General features: G+C 67.0%; 13 protein-coding genes. 4 read left to right on the top strand and 9 right to left on the bottom strand.

The window, feature by feature from the left end; all coding sequences use genetic code 11:
* Positions 1–81: 81 nt before the first annotated feature.
* Genes ccoG through ACZ42P_RS04610 form a run of 3 tightly spaced genes read left to right on the top strand, consistent with a single transcriptional unit; the run spans position 82 to position 2,243 of the window.
* A complete protein-coding gene (ccoG, locus tag ACZ42P_RS04620; RefSeq protein WP_464899366.1) occupies positions 82–1,458 on the top strand; it encodes a cytochrome c oxidase accessory protein CcoG in 1,377 nt (458 codons plus the stop codon).
* Positions 1,459–1,466: 8 nt separating this feature from the next.
* Positions 1,467–1,958 (top strand): FixH family protein, encoded by a 492-nt coding sequence (locus tag ACZ42P_RS04615; RefSeq protein WP_464898916.1) that lies wholly within the window; start codon positions 1,467–1,469, stop codon positions 1,956–1,958.
* A 24-nt stretch (positions 1,959–1,982) separates the two neighbouring features.
* Complete coding sequence (locus tag ACZ42P_RS04610) at positions 1,983–2,243, top strand: hypothetical protein (protein ID WP_464898915.1); 261 nt, start codon at positions 1,983–1,985, stop codon at positions 2,241–2,243.
* Between the two features lie 6 nt (positions 2,244–2,249).
* Here the strand turns inward: ACZ42P_RS04610 and ACZ42P_RS04605 are convergent, their stop codons facing one another.
* The 6 genes from ACZ42P_RS04605 to pdhA all read right to left on the bottom strand — a co-directional run bounded on the left by ACZ42P_RS04605 (position 2,250) and on the right by pdhA (position 10,655).
* On the bottom strand, positions 2,250–2,858 hold the full coding sequence (locus tag ACZ42P_RS04605; RefSeq protein ID WP_464898914.1) for a class I SAM-dependent methyltransferase: 609 nt from the start codon (positions 2,856–2,858) through the stop codon (positions 2,250–2,252).
* Entirely contained in the window at positions 2,855–3,703 is an 849-nt protein-coding gene (locus ACZ42P_RS04600; protein ID WP_464898913.1) for a 23S rRNA (adenine(2030)-N(6))-methyltransferase RlmJ, read from the bottom strand. The genes ACZ42P_RS04605 and ACZ42P_RS04600 overlap by 4 nt, the downstream gene beginning before the upstream one ends.
* Before the next feature lie 11 nt (positions 3,704–3,714).
* Positions 3,715–5,379 carry an energy-dependent translational throttle protein EttA gene (ettA, locus tag ACZ42P_RS04595; RefSeq protein ID WP_464898912.1) on the bottom strand — a complete coding sequence of 555 codons (1,665 nt, stop codon included), beginning with the start codon at positions 5,377–5,379 and terminating at the stop codon, positions 3,715–3,717.
* Positions 5,380–5,599: 220 nt separating this feature from the next.
* Positions 5,600–8,581: an FAD-dependent oxidoreductase gene (locus ACZ42P_RS04590; RefSeq protein ID WP_464898911.1), complete on the bottom strand. Its 2,982-nt coding sequence runs from the start codon at positions 8,579–8,581 to the stop codon at positions 5,600–5,602.
* A 78-nt stretch (positions 8,582–8,659) separates the two neighbouring features.
* Positions 8,660–9,643, bottom strand: coding sequence for an alpha-ketoacid dehydrogenase subunit beta (locus ACZ42P_RS04585; RefSeq protein ID WP_464898910.1), 984 nt, complete (start codon positions 9,641–9,643; stop codon positions 8,660–8,662).
* Between the two features lie 10 nt (positions 9,644–9,653).
* Positions 9,654–10,655 carry a pyruvate dehydrogenase (acetyl-transferring) E1 component subunit alpha gene (gene pdhA / locus ACZ42P_RS04580; protein WP_464898909.1) on the bottom strand — a complete coding sequence of 334 codons (1,002 nt, stop codon included), beginning with the start codon at positions 10,653–10,655 and terminating at the stop codon, positions 9,654–9,656.
* Positions 10,656–10,907: 252 nt separating this feature from the next.
* On the opposite strand from pdhA, the gene ACZ42P_RS04575 reads away from it, so the two are divergent.
* Positions 10,908–12,362 carry a M17 family metallopeptidase gene (locus ACZ42P_RS04575; RefSeq protein ID WP_464898908.1) on the top strand — a complete coding sequence of 485 codons (1,455 nt, stop codon included), beginning with the start codon at positions 10,908–10,910 and terminating at the stop codon, positions 12,360–12,362.
* A 66-nt stretch (positions 12,363–12,428) separates the two neighbouring features.
* On the opposite strand, the gene ACZ42P_RS04570 is transcribed toward ACZ42P_RS04575, so the two are convergent.
* The 3 genes from ACZ42P_RS04570 to ACZ42P_RS04560 all read right to left on the bottom strand — a co-directional run bounded on the left by ACZ42P_RS04570 (position 12,429) and on the right by ACZ42P_RS04560 (position 16,785).
* Positions 12,429–13,022, bottom strand: coding sequence for a hypothetical protein (locus tag ACZ42P_RS04570; protein ID WP_464898907.1), 594 nt, complete (start codon positions 13,020–13,022; stop codon positions 12,429–12,431).
* A 2-nt stretch (positions 13,023–13,024) separates the two neighbouring features.
* Positions 13,025–14,026: a zinc-dependent alcohol dehydrogenase family protein gene (locus ACZ42P_RS04565; RefSeq protein WP_464898906.1), complete on the bottom strand. Its 1,002-nt coding sequence runs from the start codon at positions 14,024–14,026 to the stop codon at positions 13,025–13,027.
* A gap of 77 nt (positions 14,027–14,103) precedes the next feature.
* On the bottom strand, positions 14,104–16,785 hold the full coding sequence (locus ACZ42P_RS04560) for a cation-translocating P-type ATPase (RefSeq protein WP_464898905.1): 2,682 nt from the start codon (positions 16,783–16,785) through the stop codon (positions 14,104–14,106).
* Between the last annotated feature and the right edge of the window lie 43 nt (positions 16,786–16,828).

The following is a 16,828-nucleotide window of genomic DNA, read 5'->3' as shown; positions in this document are numbered from 1 at the left end:
GGCGCAAGCTTCACGCCGCGGCTTTTTTGCGAAGGAAAGCGTGTGACCCAGACCACAGCCGATACCGCAACCAAACAGGAAATGGAACAGGCGCTCTACGCGGTGCGCCAGAAGATCTATCCGCGCGCCGTCACGGGTCTGTTCGCCAACCTGCGCTGGGCGGCGGTGTTTCTCACCCAGGCGATCTATTACGGCCTGCCCTGGCTCAACTGGGATGGGCGTCAGGCGGTCCTGTTCGATCTGGTCAACCGCAAGTTTTACATCTTCGGCCTGGTGCTGTGGCCCCAGGATTTCATTTTCCTCACGGGGCTGCTGGTGATCGCCGCCTTGTCGCTGTTCCTGTTCACTGCGGTGGCCGGGCGCCTCTGGTGCGGCTATGCCTGTCCCCAGACGGTCTATACGGAAATCTTCCTCTGGATCGAGCGCGTGATCGAGGGTGACCGGCCCAAGCGCATGAAGCTGGACCAGCAGCCCATGTCGGCGCGCAAGTTCGCCATCAAGTTCGCCAAGCACGCGGCCTGGATCGCAGTGGCGTTCTGGACCGGTTTCACCTTCGTCGGCTATTTCACGCCCATCAAGACCTTGGGGCTGGAGCTCCTGCATTTCGACCTGGGGCCGTGGGAGACCTTCTGGATCTTTTTCTACGGCTTTGCCACCTACGGCAATGCCGGCTTCATGCGCGAGCAGGTGTGCAAATACATGTGCCCCTATGCGCGCTTCCAGGGCGTCATGTTCGATCCGGACACACTGATCATCACCTATGACGCGACCCGCGGCGAACCGCGCGGCCCGCGCCGCAAGGGCGAAGACCCCCGCGCCAAGGGGCTGGGCGACTGCGTGGACTGTGGTATCTGCGTGCAGGTCTGTCCCACCGGCATCGACATCCGCAATGGTCTGCAGTACGAGTGCATCGGTTGCGGTGCTTGCATCGACGCCTGCAATCAGGTGATGGACAAGATGGGTTATCCGCGCGGGCTCATCCGTTACTCCACCGAGAACGTGATGAAGCACAAGTACGACGACAGGGAGATCGCCCGGCACGTGTTCCGCCCGCGGGTCATCGTCTATGGCGTGCTTTTGCTCACCGTCATCGGCCTCTGGCTGGGCGCGCTCACCCTGCGCATCCCTCTGCAGTTCGACGTGATCCGCGACCGCAATGCCCTGGTGCGGGAAACCGTGGAGGGGCTGGTGGAGAACAGCTACCGCCTCAACGTGATCAACATGGACGACCGGGATCACACCTACCGGCTCACGGTGGACGGCATCCCGGGGGCGACCGTGGAGGTGGATGCGGTACCCCTGACGGTGCCGGGGCTGGCTTCGCGCCTGGTGTCGGTGCGGGTGAAGGCCGATCCTGCCGCCGTGCCCGGTCGCACCACGCGGCTGGCGTTCCGCCTGGAGGCGCAGGAGGATGCCCGCATCGCCCGCAGCCAGAAATCCACCTTCTTCGCCCGCTAGTGCTTACCATGGAAAAACCGCCGCGCCCCTGGTATCGCGAATTCTGGCCCTGGTTCCTCATGCTGTTTCCGGCCACCGCGGTGGTAGCCGGTTTCATCACCTTCAGGATCGCCGCCCAAAGCGACGACGGGGTGGTGGAGGACGACTACTACAAGCAGGGGCTGGCCATCAACCGGGTGCTGGCGCGGGGCCAGGTGGCGGCGGCCGCGGGTTTGTCCGGCGTGGCCCGGTTCAGTGGTGAGACGGTGACGTTACGGCTGTCCGGCCATCCGGACGCCTGGCCGGAGCAGTTGGTGCTGCGCGTGCTGCATCCCACGCGCGCGGGGCGGGATCAGACCGTGACCCTGGTGAGCCAGGGGGGAGGTCTGTACCAGGGTGCGTGCCGCGGGCTTGCGGGCGGCAAGTGGAAGCTGGTGCTGGAGGACGCAGGCCGGCACTGGCGCCTCTCCGGGGAGATCGGGCCCGGCGAGGCCACTGCCCAGCTGGCGCCGGTACAATAGGCCAAAAAACGGGAGGGGACTGCCATGCTCAAGCGCCTGATGTGGGTTCTGTGGCCTTCATTTCTGGTCGCCATCGCCATGGATGGCGTGCTGTTCTCCAGCTTCGATCCCCTGGAACTGAGCTACGGCGGTGAACCGCTGTTCGACAACCGGCTCGCAGCTTACAGCGTGGCTTTCTTCGTGTTCTGGCTGTTCGCCGCGGGCTCCAGCGCCCTCACCTGCTATCTCCAGAGCACCCTGCGCAAGGACGAGGCAGGGGGCTGCCAGCCTCCCCAGGCTTCCTGAACGTCTTCACCCCGCCGGCCGGCGCATCACCGCGGTGCGGAAGCGCTTGAGCGTGTCCCCGGGCGCGGGAAAATCTTCCGTGCGTGCATATTCCAGGCGCCAGGCCGGAAAGGCCGCCTCCACCTCCGTTTCACCGAACAGGTAGTGGGCCCGGGGATCGAACATGTCCATGAAGGTGGTGCCCTCGATCAGGACATTCACCGCCGCGATGCCGCCCGGGCGCACGGCCTCCCGGATCGCCGCAAGCCCCGCGCGCGCCTCGTTGGGCGCGAAGAACATGAGCAGGCCGATGCACACTACGCAGTCATAGCGGCGCTCGTCGTGCCAGCCACGCAGGTCGGCCTGGGCCACCTCGATGGGCAGACCTTCCTGGGCCGCGCGCCGGGCAAGGTCGGCCACCGCCGTGGGGCTGGCATCCAGGGCGCGCACACGGCAGCCGCGCCGCGCTGCCGCCAGACTGAGATTGCCCAGCCCGCAGCCGAGGTCCAGCACCTCGCCGAACAGGTAAGGCAGCACGGCCTGCTCGAAGGGATTGAGGGCGTAGTCCCCCGTCTGCGTCTGCTGCCGAAACTGGCGCTCGAAGAAGGCCACCGAAGGGTTGTCTTCGCGATTCATGACGCCTCCTGCTCGAGACTGTAACCCGACGCGGCATCCTGTGCCATGGCCTCTGCCAGCCAAGGCAAACACTCGGCGAGTGTGTCGTGCAGCGTCCAGGGTGGATTGACCACGAACATGCCGCTGCCGTAGAGGCCCAGTCCGTCGGGAGGGGGCGCGCACACGCTGAGGCTGGCATGCAGCCAGGGACGGTCCTGGGCCGCGGCCTTGAGCCGCTGGGGCAGGCGCTGGGCCTCCACCCGGGCCAAGCGGGGATACCAGATGGCGTAGGTGCCGGTGGCGAAACGCTTCAGGCCGTCACGCAGGGCCTCGACCACGCGCGCGTATTCCTCGCGCCGTTCATAGGCGGGATCCATCAGCACCAGGCCACGGCGCGGCGGGGGCGGCAGCAGCGCCTTCATGCCGGTGAAACCGTCACCGGCGGTGATCGTCACCTGGCGGCCCCCGTTACGAAAGTGTTCCCTGAGCAGGGCGGCGTCCGTGCCGTGCAGCTCGAACAGGTAGAGGCGGTCCCGGGGCCGCAGCAGCTGGCGGGTGAGCCACGGGGAGCCGGGATAGGTGCGCAGCGTGCCCTGCGGATTGGCGGCGCGCACCAGTTCCACGTAGTCGGCGACGGCGGCCGGCAGGCGGGCCGGCGCCCACAGCCGGCCGATGCCGTCCCGGTATTCCGCCAGGCGCGCCGCGGGTTCGCGGTCCAGGGCATAGAGGCCCGCCCCGGCGTGGGTGTCGATCACCCAGAAGGGGGTGTCCTTGCGCGCGAGATGGCGCAGGATCTGCACCAGCACGACGTGTTTGAGCACGTCTGCGTGGTTGCCCGCATGGAAGGCGTGGCGGTAACTCAGCACGACCCGGGGCGTCAGCGGGTCAGGGGTTTGTAGCGGATGCGCTTGGGCCGCGCGCCTTCCTCGCCCAGGCGCCGCTTCTTGTCCGCCTCGTATTCGTGGTAGTTGCCGTCGAAGAACACCCACTGGGAATCGCCCTCGCAGGCGAGGATGTGGGTGGCGATGCGGTCCAGGAACCAGCGGTCGTGGGAAATCACCAGCACCGAGCCGGCGAACTCGAGCAGGGCATCCTCCAGGGCACGCAGGGTTTCCACGTCCAGATCATTGGAGGGCTCGTCCAGGAGCAGCACGTTGCCGCCCGCAATCAGGGTCTTGGCCAGGTGCAGGCGTCCCCGCTCGCCCCCGGAGAGGTTGCCCACGATCTTCTGCTGATCCGCCCCCTTGAAGTTGAAGCGGCCGAGGTAGGCGCGCGCCGGCGTCTGGTATTTGCCCACCGTGATCACGTCCGAGCCGCCGGAGATGGCCTCGAACACGGTCTTGTCGTTCTCCAGCCCCTCGCGGGTCTGGTCCACGGCGGCGATCTTCACTGTCGGGCCGATGATGATCTCGCCCGCGTCCGGTTTTTCCTTGCCCAGGATCATGCGGAACAGGGTGGACTTGCCGGCGCCGTTGGGGCCGATGATGCCGACGATGGCACCGGGGGGCACGGTGAACGAAAGATTGTCGATGAGCAGGCGGTCCCCATAACCCTTGCTCACGTTGCGGAACTCGATCACCTGGTCGCCCAGACGATCTCCCACGGGAATGAAGATTTCCTGGGTCTCGTTGCGGCGCTGGTATTCCACCGAAGCGAGCTCGTTGAAGCGGGCGAGGCGTGCCTTGGATTTGGCCTGACGCGCCTTGGGGTTGCTGCGCACCCATTCCAGCTCCTGCTTCATGGCCTTCATGTGGGCGTCGATCTGTTTCTGCTCCTGCTCCAGGCGCTGTTCCTTCTGTTCCAGCCAGGACGAGTAATTGCCCTTCCAGGGAATGCCCTGGCCACGGTCCAGTTCCAGGATCCACTCGGCGGCGTTGTCGAGGAAATAGCGGTCGTGGGTCACCGCCACCACGGTGCCGGGGAAGCGCGTCAGATATTGCTCCAGCCATTCCACCGATTCCGCGTCCAGGTGGTTGGTGGGCTCATCCAAAAGCAGCATGTCCGGCTTGGAGAGCAGCAGCTTGCACAGGGCCACCCGCCGCTTCTCGCCGCCGGACAGATGGGCAATCTTCGCCTCCCAGGGGGGCAGGCGCAGGGCGTCCGCGGCAATTTCCAGCTGGTTTTCCAGATCCGACCCCGCGGCGGCGAGAATCGCCTCGTATTTCGCCTGCTCCTCCGCCAGTTTCTCGAAGTCCGCATCCGGCTCGGCATAGGCGGCGTAGATTTCATCGAGCTTGCGCCGCGCCTCCAGCACCGGGCCGAGTCCGGCCTCCACTTCCTCGCGCACGGTCTTTTCCGGATCGAGCTGGGGTTCCTGGGGCAGGTAGCCGATGGAGATGCCGGGCTGCCACTGCACCTCGCCTTCGTATTCCTTGTCCACGCCGGCCATGATGCGCAGCACGGTGGACTTGCCGGCGCCGTTGAGGCCCAAAAGCCCGATCTTGGCGCCCGGGAAGAAGGACAGGGAGATGTCCTTGATGATCTGCCGCTTGGGCGGCACGGTCTTGCTCACGTGGAGCATGGACATGACGTATTGGGCCATGCTGGGGTTACCTCGGAAGAAGAAAACGGTGGGGGCCGCAGACGCGGCCCCGGGGCGCTATTCTACCCCGTCACCGGAGTGGCCCGAAGGTGGGTGCGGGCGCAGAAAAAACAAGGGCCGCGCGATGCAGCCTGCAGTGGCATCGCCACACCGGCGCCCTTTTTGCGGCGTGTCGGGACGACCCAAAACGGCAGGGCATGCCTGCCGTGTTCCCGGGCGATCAGGCTTTTGCCTTGGCCGTGCGCCGCAGCCGCGCCAGCAGCCGCCGCGCCAGCTCGCCGAACAGCTCGGTTTGTGTCGGGTGGGGGAAGATGGCGTTCGCCACCTGGATGAGGGTCATGCCGCCCGAGACCATCATCACCGCCGCGCCGATCAGGGTGTCCGTGTGGTCGGCCAGGAAATGTACGCCGATGATCTTCTGGGTGGCCTTGTCGGCCACCAGCTTGATCATGCCGTGGGTTTCCAGGCTGATCATCGCCTTGGCGTCGATGTTGATGGGGATCTTGGCCTCCACGGCATCGATGCCCCGGGCCCTGGCCTGCGCCAGGGACAGTCCCACGAAGCCGGCCTGGGGACGGGAGAAGGTGACACCGCAGTCCAGATCCGGGTTGTATTGCGCGGGATGGCCGGTGAGGTTGTGGGCGGCGATCCGTCCCTGGGTGGCCGCGGTATGAGCCAGCATGTAGCCGCCGATGACATCGCCCACGGCATAGATGTGGGGCTGGCTGGTGCGGCAGCGGGCGTCCACCCGGATCGCGGCGCCGTCGAACTCCACACCGGCGCGCTCCAGTCCCAGCCGTGAGGTGTCGGGACGCTTGCCGGTGGCCATGAGCACGTAGTCGCAGGCATATTCGTGGCTTGCCCCCGCGCCGTCGGTGTACTGGATGCGCATGGCGCCGGGTTCGCCGGTGATGGCGGTGATCCGGGCCGAGGTGACCACCGGGAATTCGCTCACCAGGATGGCGGTGAGCTGTTTGGCGATTTCCTCCTCGACCTCGGCCAGGATACGGTCGCGCGCTTCCAGCATGAGGACGTCGGCGCCGAAATCCTTCCAGATCTGGGCCATTTCCACACCGATCACGCCGCCGCCGACGATGCCCAGACGGGTCAGCGGTTTCTCCAGGTTCCAGATGGTGTCCGAGGTGAGCACCCCGCCGTTGGCCAGCCCCTCCTGGGCCCCGGGAATGGGCGGCACGAAGGGTGGGGCGCCGGTGGCGATCACCGCCGCGCCGAAGGTCAGCCGGTAGGGTTCGCCCTGGGGCGGGGTGATCTCCGCGGTGTGGGCATCCACGAAACGAGCGAAGCCCTGGCGCACGTCGATCTTCACCCCTTTGTCCGTCTTGAGGGCCAGCTCGCCCCGGGTCTGCAGCACCTGCCTGCGGTGGGCTTCCAGGGTCTCCCACACCAGGCGGGGCCGATCCGTGCCGGACACACCCTTGGCCGCGTCGTGGGCCCGGTCGCGGATCAAGTCCGCGGCGTGACGCCAGGCCTTGGAGGGAATGCAGCCGCGCCACAGGCACTCGCCGCCCGGCAGGGGCGCATCGTTGACCATCACCACCTGGATGCCGTGATCGGCCAGATCCCGCGCGCAATCCTCGCCACCCGGGCCGCCGCCGATCACCAGCACCTGGGTGTCCCAGTTGCCTTCGGGAATGGGCGAAGCGGGCGGCGCCTCCGCACCGGCGGCGTGCATCCAGCTTTCCGGCTGTTCGATGATCTTCTTCAGCTCCACCAGGTAGGCGGCCACGTCGGCGCCGTTGAGCACCCGGTGGTCCGCGGTGATGGTGAAGGGCGTGCCCTGGGGACCCGCGGCGGCGATGGCCAGGATGGCCGCGATGCCCGGCGTGGGAATGGCGGTGAAGTGGGTGATGCCGAACATCCCCATGTTGGAGATGGTGAACGTGGGATTGGCGAACTCCCGGGGGGCGAGCTTGCGAATGCGCGCCCGCGGCACGAGATCGTTCCACGCCGCCTGCAGCTCCTCCAGACTTTTGCGCTCGATGCCCGCCAGGATGGGCACCACCAGGCCGCCGTCGTCGCTCTTCACCGCGATGCCGAAGTCGTGGTTGGGCCGCTCCACGATCTTGTCCACGGGCTGGTAGGCCCAGTTCATGCGCGGATGGTTTTGCATCGCCACCGAGCAGGCCTTGGCGATGGCCACGGTCACCGATACGCCCTTGGCTTTGGCCGCGGCGATCAGGCGCGTGGTGTCGATGTTCATGGTGGCGTGGAAGGTGGGCAGGGTGAGCGAGGCCGTCATGGCATGGGCCACCGCCTTCTCCATGGAAGTCATGGGGCGGCCCTGGCCCGGCACGTCCACCTGGGGCAGGCTGTGCGCCACTTCCGCCATGCTGGGGCGGGCGCGCTGCACATCGGCGGCGACGATCACGCCTTCCGGACCGCTGCCGGCGAGGGTGCTGATGTCCACACCCAGGGCGCCCGCCACCTTGCGTGCATAGGGCGACGCCTTGCGCCCCGGCACGCGCGGTACGGGTTTGGCCTCGGCGCTCACGCTGGGGGTGGCGGTGACGACGGGTTTCGGCGCAGCGGCAGGTGCGGCGGGCTTGGGCGGCACCGGCGCCTTGTGGTGCACGTCCTTCACCTTGTGGTCGGCGGTGATGGTGACCGCCGTGTCCACCACCTTGGACGGGTCGCTGACGATGAAGCCCATGGGATGACCCACTTCCACCGTGCTGCCCACGTCGGCGAGGGGGCCGGACAGGTAGCCTTCCTGGAACACTTCCACGTCCATGATGGCCTTGTCGGTCTCCACCGTGGCCACGATGTCGCCGCGCTTGACCGGATCGCCGATGTTCTTTTCCCAGGTGACCACCACGCCTTCGGTCATGGTGTCGGAAAGCTGGGGCATGACGATGGCGGTGCCGGCATGGTGGGGGATCATTTCCGAAGGCGCCTGCTCGGTCACCACTTCGTCGGCGCCGATGGCGAGATCCCCGGGCGTGTCCGTGATGTAACCGAGCACCCCGCCCACCGGCACGGTGGAACCCACCTCGGCGAGGGGGCCGGCCAGATAGCCGGCCTTGAACACCTCCACGTCCATGATGGCCTTGTCGGTCTCCACCGTGGCCACGATGTCGCCGCGCTCCACGCGGTCACCCGGTTTCTTTTCCCAGGTGACCACCACGCCCTCGGTCATGGTGTCCGAGAGCTGGGGCATGGTGATGACGAAATGTGAGGACATTCTCGATCCTTGGTTTCCGGCGCAGGGCCGCCGGGCGGGCAGAGAGGATCCGGTCTTTCCCTGCGTCCCTGCGTTTGATTAGGCTTTTCCGAACAGCTTCAGCACCGCGTTCACCACGTCTTCATGATCGGGAATCGCGGCTTGCTCCAGCTTGTGGTTGTAGGGCTGGGGCACGTTGGCGGAATGCACGCGCACCGGCGGGGCGTCGAGATCGAAGAAGCATTCCTCGTTGATGATGGCGATGATCTCGGCACCCACGCCCACCGGCCCTTCATCTTCCTCGGCGATCACCGCGCGGTGCGTCTTGGCCACGGAGCGGCGAATGCCTTCCCGGTCCAGGGGGGAGAGGGCATAGAGATCCACCACCTCGGCGCTTATGCCGTATTGCTTGTCCAGGATCTCCGCGGCCTTGAGGCACCAGTGCACGGAAATGTTGTAGCCGAACAGGGTGACGTCGGTGCCGCTGCGGGCGATTTCCGAGCCCTCCAGAGGGTGGAAGTATTCGTGGTCCGGCACCTCGCCCTTCATGTTGTACATGAGCTCGTGCTCGTTGATGAACACGGGGTCGTCACAGCGCACCGCAGACTTGAGCAGGCCATAGGCCTGGCGCGGGTTGGAGGGGGTCACCACGCGGATGCCCGCCACGCCCATGAACACCTTTTCCATGCGCGCCGAGTGCTGGGCACCGAGCTGATGGGCGGTGCCGCCGGGGGAACGGATCACGATGGGTGCGGACAGCTGGCCGCCGGACATGTAGCGCACCTTGGCGGCGGTATTGAAGATCTGATCCATGGCGAGCCAGGCGAAGTTCACGGACATGATCTCCACGATGGGGCGCACGCCGATGAAGGACGCGCCGATGGCCAGGCCGGTGAACCCGTTTTCCGAAATGGGCGTGTCGATCACACGCAGGGGACCGTATTTCTCATAGAGGCCCTTGGTGGCCTTGTAGGTGCCCCCGGCCACGCCGATGTCCTCGCCCAGGCAGATCACCATGGGATCGCGCGCCATTTCCTCGTCGTGGGCGCGGCGGATCGCCTCCCAATACATCATCTCAGCCATGATTGCGTCCTCACGCGACTTTGCCGGTGAGCCAGGGCAGTTGCGTCTCCCGGTCCGCCAGCACGTATTTTTCCAGATCCTTCACGTCCGGCTCCGGGGATTCCTCGGCAAACCGGACCACCTCGTTCTCGATGTAGTCGTCGATTTCCTTTTCCAGCTTCTGGAATTCCTCCATGGTCAGGGCGCCCGCCTCGATCAGCCGGTCGCGCAGGATGAAGATGGGATCGCGTTTCTTCCACATCTCCTCTTCCTCGCGGGTGCGGTAGGAGCGGGAGTCGGACATGGAGTGGCCGCGGTAGCGGTAGGTGATGAGTTCCAGGAAGTAGGGCCCCTTGCGCGAGCGCACGTAATCCACCGCGCGCCGGGCGTGTTCATACACGACCTCCACGTCCTGGCCGTCGCACTGGGCGGACTCGATGCCATAGCCGCATACGCGCTTGTACTGGTCCACCACGGCGGTGGAACGGTCGATGGCGGTGCCGATGCCGTAGTGGTTGTTTTCGCACACGAACAGCACCGGCAGCTTGTACAGTGCCGCCATGTTCATGGTCTCGTGGAAGGTGCCCTGATTGTTGGCGGCATCGCCCAGGAAGCAGATGGCGATCTCGTCGCCGCCCTTCATCTGGATGCCCTTGCCCAGCCCGGCGGCCAGGGGAAAGGGCCCGCCCACCAGCGCATAGCCGCCCATGAAGCGGTGCTTGACGTCGAAGATGTGCATGGAACCGCCGCGGCCCTTGCTCGACCCGGTTTCCTTGCCGTAGAGCTCGGCCATCACTTCCTTGGGATCGGCGCCGCACTTGATGGCATGGATGTGGTCGCGGTAGCCGGTGATCACGTAGTCATAGCCGGGGCGCGCCGCTTCCATCACGCCGATGCAGCAGGCTTCCTGACCGGGATAGAGGTGGAGAAAGCCGCCGATCTTGCGCTCCATGTAGGCCTGGTAGCAGCGCTCCTCGAAGCGGCGCGCCAGCACCATTTCGCGCAGGACGCGTTTCTTGTCTTCCAGTTTCATTCGCGGTTCCTTGACAGTTGAGTCCGATTCCTGGGGGCATCCGGCCGCGCAGGCACGGCGGACGCGGAAACAGAGGGGAGACGGGGCCGTGCCGTTGAGCGTATTTCGGGAACCATTCGTTGTCGTGCGACGGCGCTTTTTGTGCCCCGGATTGGGCCCGAACAAAGTCTGCTATCATCGCCAAATCATTGCCATGCGTCAAGTGATTCATCAGGTTTTACATGCATTTACACGTGATTCAGAGGAGTTTCCATGTTGCCCCGACTCGCCACACATCCCGCGCCCGCCACTGAACGCATACTCGAGCGTGCGCGGCATGTGCTGATGGTCCTGCCCGCGGGCATGGATCCGTTTGCCGCGCGCATTCCCTTTGCGCAGGCACTGCAGGCTACCCTGGCACGCCGGCGTGGGAAGCTCGCGGATCTCACCCGCGATGGGGTGACCTGCGAGACCGGGACGGGGACGCTGCTGTCCTGGGTGATGCTGGATGACTCACGCCCGGTGTTCGAGCAGCACACCCTGCTGCGCAAGGGGCTGGCGCCGCTGCTCTCGGAACAACCGGATACGGTCACGCTCGCGCTGTATGGCAGCGCAGCCCAGCGTGGCCACGCAGCGCCATTGGCCGCCTACGTGGCGCTGGTGAATGGGGTGGCGCTGCCCAGTCACAAGAGCAAGGACCGGCGCAAGGGCGTGGCGGCGGTCGTGCTCCACGGGGCAAGCGATACGGGGGCGCTGGCCCGGGTGCGTGCGGTGGCCCATGGTGGCGCGCTCACCCGCTCGCTGACCCAGTTGCCGCCCAACGAGCTCACGCCGGCGCTGTATCGCAAACGGGTGCGCGCCCTGGCGCGCAGCCACGCCTGGAAGATCGAGGAGTTCGATTTCGAACGCCTACGGCGCATGGGCGCAGGCGCCTTCTGTGCGGTGGCCCAGGGCAGTCTGGAGCGGGATGCCGCCGTGGTGCATCTCGCCTATGCCCCCCGTGGGGCGAAGCGGTCGGTGGCCCTGGTGGGCAAGGGGATCTGTTTCGATACCGGCGGGCACAACCTCAAGCCCGCGCGTCACATGCACGGCATGCACAAGGACATGAACGGGTCCGCCGTGGTGCTGGGCATTTTGCAGGCGGCCACGGAATTGCGGCTGCCGGTGCGCCTCGATGCCTGGCTCGCCATCGCCCAGAACCACATCAGCCCCGCCGCCTACAAGCAAAACGACGTGGTCACGGCCTTGAACGGCACCACCATCGAGGTCGTGCACACCGACGCCGAAGGACGCATGGTGCTGGCAGACACCCTGACCCTGGCAGCCAGGCGGAAACCGGACTGGATGCTGGATTTCGCCACCCTCACCGGCAGCATGAAGGTGGCCCTGGGCAACCGCTACAGCGGCGTTTTGTCCAATTCCCCGAAGCTTCTGGACGCGGCCATCGCCGCCGGCCAGGCGACCGGCGAGCGGGTGTGTGCTTTTCCCATCGATGCCGATTACGAGGCGGCCCTGGAAAGCAAGGTGGCCGACATCAAGCAGTGCACCATGGAAGGCGATGCCGACCACATCCTGGCGGCGCGCTTCCTGATGCGCTTCATCGGGGACCGGCCCTGGCTGCACATGGACCTGTCCGCGGACGACTGCGAGGGCGGGCTCGGTGCGGTCGCCAGCGAGGTCACCGGCTTCGGTGTGGCATGGGGCGTGGAGATGCTGCACCGGCTCTGAAGGGCCGTGGAACAAGCGTGGCGCGGCCGGCTGCAGCAACTTTCCGCATTTCGGCCCGCAGGGCGCTCAAGGACCTGGCTCCCAGCCGTCCTGCCACTGGCGCAGGGGCACGATGTGGGGTGGCTGGCCGTTGTCCTCGAACCAGGAATCGACGGCATACCGTTCGCCGCTGCGCGTCTCGCGGATCACGGCCGTGGTATGGGGCCAGCCGCGGATGAACCAGCCCCGGGTGGCCCGGTCTTCCACCCTGTGCCAGCGCAGCAGCCGGGCGCTCTCCAACATGCGCAGATAGGTGGTGGTGTTGATGGATTCGTCGATGCAGTCCATCTGGCCCGGCTCTCCCAGTCCCTTGAGGTCGCCACCCCTGTCGCGGTCGGTCCCGGTCATGCGTCCGCTCAGGCTCTCCAGGCGGGCGATGGCCTGCGCGATGCGGGCGCGCTCCACGGCGGGATCGGGCACGGGGCCCCGGAACAGCCGGCGCACCGAGGCCCATTGTCCTGGCGTGAGGGAGAGGGTGGCGAGACTGGCGCAGCCGTGGTCGTAACAGAGCGAGTAGGCCGCCGGCGTGGGCTCGGTGATGATGTCCTCGCGCACGAAGGTGTCGGCGTGGGCGGCACAGGCAAGCACGAAGGCCAGTGCCGCCAGCGGCGCCCGGCCCATGCTCAGGCGATCCTGAGCACGATCTTGCCGGTGGTGTGACCCTCTTCGATCATGCGGTGGGCACGCGCGGCCTCTTCCAGGGGCAGCACGTGGGACACCTTCACCTTGAGCCTGTCGGCTTCCACCAAACGGGCGCCCTCCTCCAGGATGCGCCGCTGGTGGACGCGCTGGTCGTGGAGGCCGAGCAGGGAAGGCGTGAGCATGAGTTCCTGCACCAGGGCGAGGTTGCGCAGCCGCGCCAGCCTGATGGCTTCCGCGGCGCAGTCCATCTGCAACAGGGTGACCACCCGCCCATAGACGCGGGTGCAGGCGAAGGAACGGCACAGGGTATCGCCCCCCACCGTGTCCAGCACCACGTCCACACCGCGGCCATGGGTCCAGTCCAGCACCGCCTGGACGAAATCCGCGTCGCGGTAGGCCACCACCCGCTCGGCGCCCAGATGGGTCACCCACGCGGCCTTTTCCGGGGTGCCCACGGTGGTGATGACGGTGGCGCCGATCTGCTTCGCAAGCTGGATGGCAATGTGGCCGACGCCGCCGGCACCCGCGTGGATGAGCACGGTCTGACCTTCCGCCAGGCAGGTACGGTCCACCAGCGATTCCCAGGCCGTGATCAGCACCAGGGGCAGGGCCGCGGCCTCTTCCATGGTGACGTGACGGGGCTTGAAGGCCACGTAATCCTGGTGCACCACGGTGTATTCGGCGTAATTGCCCTGATCGGCGCCGATGCCGCCGTTGAAGAAATAGACCTCGTCGCCGGGGGTGAAGCGGTGCACGTTGGCACCCACGCTTTCCACCACACCCGCGCCGTCGCAACCCAGCACGCAGGGCAGGCGGTCGGGATAATAGGCGGCCGTCTTGCGCAACTTGGTGTCCACCGGATTCACCCCCGCGGCATGCAGTTGCACCCGCACGTAATCGGGGCCCGGCAGTTCCGGCATCGGCAGCTCGGCGGGCTTTAGCACCTCGGGCCCACCCGCGGCAGTCATCAGAATGGCTTTCATGACACCTCCCGTGGCGGCCCCCCGGAGGAGGGCAATGTGAAGCGGGCAAGTTTATCCGCGCCGCCCGTCCTTGGGAATCATTGGCCCTGATGCCGTCGCCAGGCCTTGCGTGCCTCCTCGGCCAGCACCATGAAAACCGCCATGGGCAGCAGCGCAAGCCACACGCCGGCGGGCAGTGGCGCCGTGGCAAACACCTTCTGCCCGGGGGGCGTGTACACGATCGCCATCAACAGGCCCAGCTCCACGATCAGGGCGAGCGGGAGCAGGGGATTGCCGCCCACGCCCGTTTCCAGGAGGGAACGCTGGGGGCTGCGGCAGAGGAAGACGTTGGCCACCTGCATCACGACGATGGCGGCAAGGCAGGCAGTGGTGGCGGCACGGTAGCCCGGATCGTCGAAGCCCGGCATCAGGCCCGGGTGCCAGCCCGTCGCGCTGAGCACCAGGAAGAACGCCGTCAGCGCCGCTGCCGCTTCCATCATGCCCAGCCAGAGATAGGCGCGGGCCAAAAGGGGCGCATCGAGCAGACGTGCGTGGCGCGGCCGGGGTGGACGTTTCATGATGGCGGGATCGGGCCGTTCGGCACCCAGCGCCAGGGCCGGCAGCAGATCGGTGCCCAGATCCACGGCCAGGATCTGCATCACGGTGAGGGGCAGGGGAATGGCGAACAGGGCAAAGGCGAGATAGGGCACGATCTCCGGAATGTTGGAACTCAGGATGTAGGTCAGGAACTTGCGGATGTTGTCATAGACTGCCCGGCCTTCTTCGATGGCGGCGACGATGGTGGCGAAATTGTCGTCGAGCAGCACGACGTCGGCCGCCGCCCGGGCCACGTCGGTACCGCTTTTCCCCATGGCCACGCCGATGTCCGCCGCGCGCAGGGCCGGCGCGTCGTTCACGCCATCCCCGGTGGCGGCCACCACATGGCCCTTGCGGCGCAGTGCCTGGACGATGCGCGTCTTCTGGTCGGGACCCAGACGCGCGAACAGAATCTCCGGCGCGTCCAGGGCGATTTGCAGCTCTGCCGCGGTCATACGCGCAAGCTGCGCGCCGCTGATGACACGCGCGTCGTCGCCGCTGACGAGGCCAATTTCGCGCGCCACCGCGAGCGCCGTCTGGGGATGATCGCCGGTCACCATGACCAGGCGGATGCCTGCCTCACGGCAGGTGCGGATGGCGGCAGGAACCTCGGGACGCGGCGGATCGCGTAGCGCCACCAGCCCCAGGAAGACGAGCCCGCTTTCCCAGCCCTCCCGCGCCAGATCCGCCGGCAGGGGCCGCCAGGCGAGCGCCAGCACACGCAGACCCTGCTGGGCAAGCCCTGCGGCAGCCTCCAGCAGCCGGTTGCGCGCCCCGGCATCGAGCCCGCGCAGCGGGCCGTCGTCTGCACGCTGGGTGCACAGGGGCAGCACGGTCTCCGGCGCGCCCTTGCAGTAGAGGACAGGGCCTTGCGCTGCGGCGTGCACCGTGCAAAGCCGCTTGCGTTCGCTGTCGAAGGGAATGACGTCGCACCGGGGCAGGTGCGGCGTGATGCCGCGTTCTTGCGCGAAACGCACCAGCGCCTGTTCCATGGGGTCGCCCTGGAGTACCGCCGCGCCGCCTTCGCGCACCTGCGCAAGCTCGTGGCAGTGGGCTGCCACTTCCAGCAACGGCCGAGGCAGGGGCTGTGCCATGGTGGCGGGATGGGCGGCATCGCCCAGGAACACCTGGGCCACGTCCATGCGGTTTTCCGTGAGCGTGCCGGTCTTGTCGGTGACGATGACCGTGGCCGCGCCCAGCGCCTCCACGGCCGGCAGATGGCGCACCAGGGCACGCCGGCGCGCCATGCGCTGGGTGGCAAGCGCGAGCGACAGCGTCACGGTGGGCAGGAGTCCCTCCGGAACGTTGGCCACGATGATGCCGATGGCGAACATGAAGTCTGCCCAGAACGGCATGCCTGCTGCCTGCCCCACCAGAAAGCAGGCCACGCCGAGGACGGTGGCCAGCAGGGCCACCAGCCGGCTCATGCGCGCGATCTCGCGCATGAGCGGCGAGGGCACGTCGGGCTCGACCTGGCTCAGGTGGGCGATACCGCCGAACACGGTGCGCATGCCGGTGGCGAACACCACGGCGGTCCCCTCGCCCGCCTGCACGGTGGTACCCGCCAGCACCACGTTCGTGCTGTCGATGAGCGCCTCTGCCTGCGCGGGGGCCGCATCGGCCGCCCGCGGGAGGGATTCGCCGGTGAGGGCGGCGACGTTCAGACGCAGTCCCTGCGCGGCGATCAGGCGCCCATCCGCCGGCACGGCATCACCGGCGGCAAGCTGGATCACGTCGCCCGGCACCAGCTCTTCGGCCGCATGTTCCTCCAGCATGCCCCCGCGCCAGACCTTGACGCGTCGGGGCAGCAGCCGGCGCAGGGCCTCGAGGGTACGTTCGGCGCGATATTCCTGCCAAAAGGAAAACAGACCGTTGAGGAGGATCACGCACACGATGGCCACCCCGAGGCGACCCATGCCCTGGCCCGGCATGCGCCATTCGGCGAAAAAGGCCAGCGCCGCCGCCACCCACAGGACCAGGGCGAACAGGTGCAGGAATTCATGCAGGAGATGCCACAGGAGCGGCGCCCGCCGGGCCGCTTCGATCACGTTGGGACCGAATTCCGCAAGGCGCCGGCGTGCCTCGGCGCTAGACAGTCCGTGGGGCGTGGTGCCGAGGCGTGCCAGCACCTGGGCGGCATCGAGCTGGTGGATGTTCATGGGGGGAATGGCGGCGGACGACATGTTAAACTTAGACCAAAACCGTTCCGCGCCCGAGTCCCCCGGC

The organism is Thiobacter subterraneus, from assembly GCF_055379455.1.
Note: the sequence above shows the minus strand (reverse complement) of the source record. Positions and strands in the feature narration are given on the sequence as shown.